The following is a 2,695-nucleotide window of genomic DNA, read 5'->3' on the forward strand; positions in this document are numbered from 1 at the left end:
CAGTTCAAGACTGTCGCGCTCGTCGGCCGGAGCAACACGCCCGGCATCGCCGAACCGCTCGCCACGCTGGCGGACAGCATCGCCACGCTCGGCTTCGAGGTCGTCTTCGAAGGCGATACCGCGCGCGAAATCGGCATCGCCGGCTATCCGGCGCTCACCCCGGCCGAAATCGGGGCACGAGCGGACGTGGCGATCGTACTCGGCGGCGACGGCACGATGCTCGGCATCGGCCGCCAGCTCGCGCCGTACCGGACCCCGCTGATCGGCATCAACCACGGGCGGCTCGGCTTCATCACCGACATCGCGGCGTCCGACATGCAGGCGCTCGTGCCGGTGATGCTGGCCGGCAAGTTCGAGCGCGAGGAGCGTTCGCTGCTCGAGGCGCGGATCGTGCGCGACGGCGAACCGATCTACCACGCGCTCGCGTTCAACGACGTCGTCGTGAACCGCAGCGGCTTCTCCGGGATGGTCGAGCTGCGCGCGTCGGTCGACGGCCGCTACATGTACAACCAGCGCTCGGACGGCCTGATCGTCGCGACGCCCACCGGCTCGACCGCGTACGCGCTGTCGTCGGCCGGCCCGATCCTCCATCCGCAGCTGGCGGGCGTCGTGCTCGTGCCGATCGCGCCGCACGCGCTGTCGAACCGGCCGATCGTGCTGCCCGACGATTCGAAGATCGCGATCCAGATCGTCGGCGGCCGCGACGTCAACGTGAACTTCGACATGCAGTCGTTCACGTCGCTCGAACTGAACGATACGATCGAGGTGCGCCGCTCGAAGCACACGGTGCCGTTCCTGCACCCGATCGGCTACAGCTACTACACGACGCTGCGCAAGAAGCTGCACTGGAACGAACACGCATCGAACGAAGACGACAAGGCGTCCTGACGCCGCTGCTCCCGACACCATGCTCCGCCACCTCTCGATCCGCGACTTCGTCATCGTCGCCGCGCTCGATCTCGAATTCGACAGCGGCTTTTCCGTCTTTTCCGGCGAAACCGGCGCCGGCAAATCGATCCTGATCGACGCCCTCGCCCTCGCGCTCGGCGAACGCGCCGACGCGAGCGTCGTGCGCACCGGCTGCGGTCGCGCCGACATCACGGCCGAATTCACGCCGCACGACCGCGTCGCGCGCTGGCTCGACGAACACGCGTTCGACGCCGAGGACAGCGTGATGCTGCGCCGCGTGATCGACGCGAACGGCCGTTCGCGCGCATTCATCAACGGCACCAGCGCGACGCTCGCGCAACTGCGCGAACTCGGCGAGATGCTCGTCGACATCCACGGCCAGCACGCGCACCAGCTGCTGATGCGGCCCGACGCGCAGCGCGAGCTGTTCGACACGCATGCGGGGCTCGTCGCCGATGCCGGGAACGTCGCGCGCGCGTGGCGCGTATGGCGCGACGCGACGCAGGCGATCGACGCCGCGAAGGCGCACGAGCGCGAGCTGCAGCTCGAGCGCGAAAAGCTCGCGTGGCAGCTCGCCGAACTCGACAAGCTCGCGCCGCAAGCCGGCGAATGGGACGAAGTCAGCAACGAACACAAGCGCCTGTCGCATTCGGCGAACCTGATCGAAGGCGTGCGCGGCGCGCTCAACGCGCTGTCCGAGTCCGACGACGCGATGCTCGCGCAGCTCGGCGCGATCGTGTCCAAGCTGCGCAGCCTGGCCGACTACGACACCGCGCTCGGCGATGCGCTCGCGTCGCTGGAGCCGGCCGAGATCCAGTTGCAGGAAGCCGTCTACTCGCTGTCGCACTACGCGCAGCGCGTCGATCTCGACCCGGAGCGGCTCGCGCAGGTCGAAACGCGTCTCGACGCGCTGCACTCGACCGCCCGCAAGTTCCGGCTGCCGCCCGACACGCTGCACGAAGAGCATGCGGCGCGCCGCGCGCAACTTGCCGCGCTCGACGCGGCCGCCGATCTCGGCGCGCTCGAAGCGGCGCAGGCCAAGGCGCGGGAAGCCTATCTCGCCGACGCCAAACGCCTGTCGAAGGCGCGCGCGCAGGCCGCCAAGGCGCTCGGCACGGCCGTCACGGCCGGCATGCAGGAGTTGTCGATGGCGGGCGGGAGCTTCGAAGTCGCGCTCGTGCCGCTCGCCGACGGCGGCCCGCACGGGCTCGAACAGGTCGAGTTCCGCGTGGCCGGGCACCCGGGCGTGCCGCTGCGGCCGCTCGCGAAGGTCGCATCAGGCGGCGAGCTCGCGCGGATCAGCCTCGCGCTCGCGGTGATCGCCAGCGCGGCGAGCCCGACGCCGACGCTGATCTTCGACGAAGTCGACACGGGGATCGGCGGCGGCGTCGCCGAAGTGGTCGGCCGCCTGCTGCACCAGCTCGGGCGCGACCGCCAGGTGCTGTGCGTGACGCACCTGCCGCAAGTCGCCGCGCGCGGCGACCATCATTTCCAGGTCGCGAAAGGCGCCGACGAGCGCGGTGGCACGGTGTCGTCGGTCGTCGCGCTCGACAAGGCGAGCCGCGTCGAGGAAGTCGCGCGGATGCTCGGCGGGCTGGAAATCACGGCCACCACACGCAAGCACGCGAAGGAAATGCTGGCGGCCTGACGCTGGCACCGCGTTGGCCGAATGCAGGAAGACCGGCGCGTGCGCCGGTCTTTTTTCACGGACGGACGATCGGCCGCTCGATCGCATCCGCCTTGCGCCGCCGAATCGTCCATGGAATTCGAACGCGCGCCTCAAACG

2 protein-coding genes are annotated in these 2,695 nt (G+C 69.8%); both read left to right on the plus strand.

Annotated elements, in window-relative coordinates:
• Positions 1–888, plus strand: an 888-nt coding sequence (locus tag JMF90_RS32540; protein ID WP_201325969.1) for an NAD kinase, incomplete at its 5' end; no start/stop codon positions are given.
• Positions 889–907: 19 nt separating this feature from the next.
• Positions 908–2,557: a DNA repair protein RecN gene (recN, locus tag JMF90_RS32545; RefSeq protein WP_201316712.1), complete on the plus strand. Its 1,650-nt coding sequence runs from the start codon at positions 908–910 to the stop codon at positions 2,555–2,557.
• Positions 2,558–2,695 lie beyond the last annotated feature (138 nt).

The sequence above is a fragment of the Burkholderia sp. E168m23 genome, assembly GCF_016586125.1.
Taxonomy (GTDB): Bacteria; Pseudomonadota; Gammaproteobacteria; order Burkholderiales; family Burkholderiaceae; genus Burkholderia; species Burkholderia orbicola.

Coding starts and splice junctions, on each gene's coding strand:
- recN (WP_201316712.1), top strand. CDS start 908: ATGCTCCGCCACCTCTCGATCCGCGACTTCGTCATCGTCGCCGCGCTC.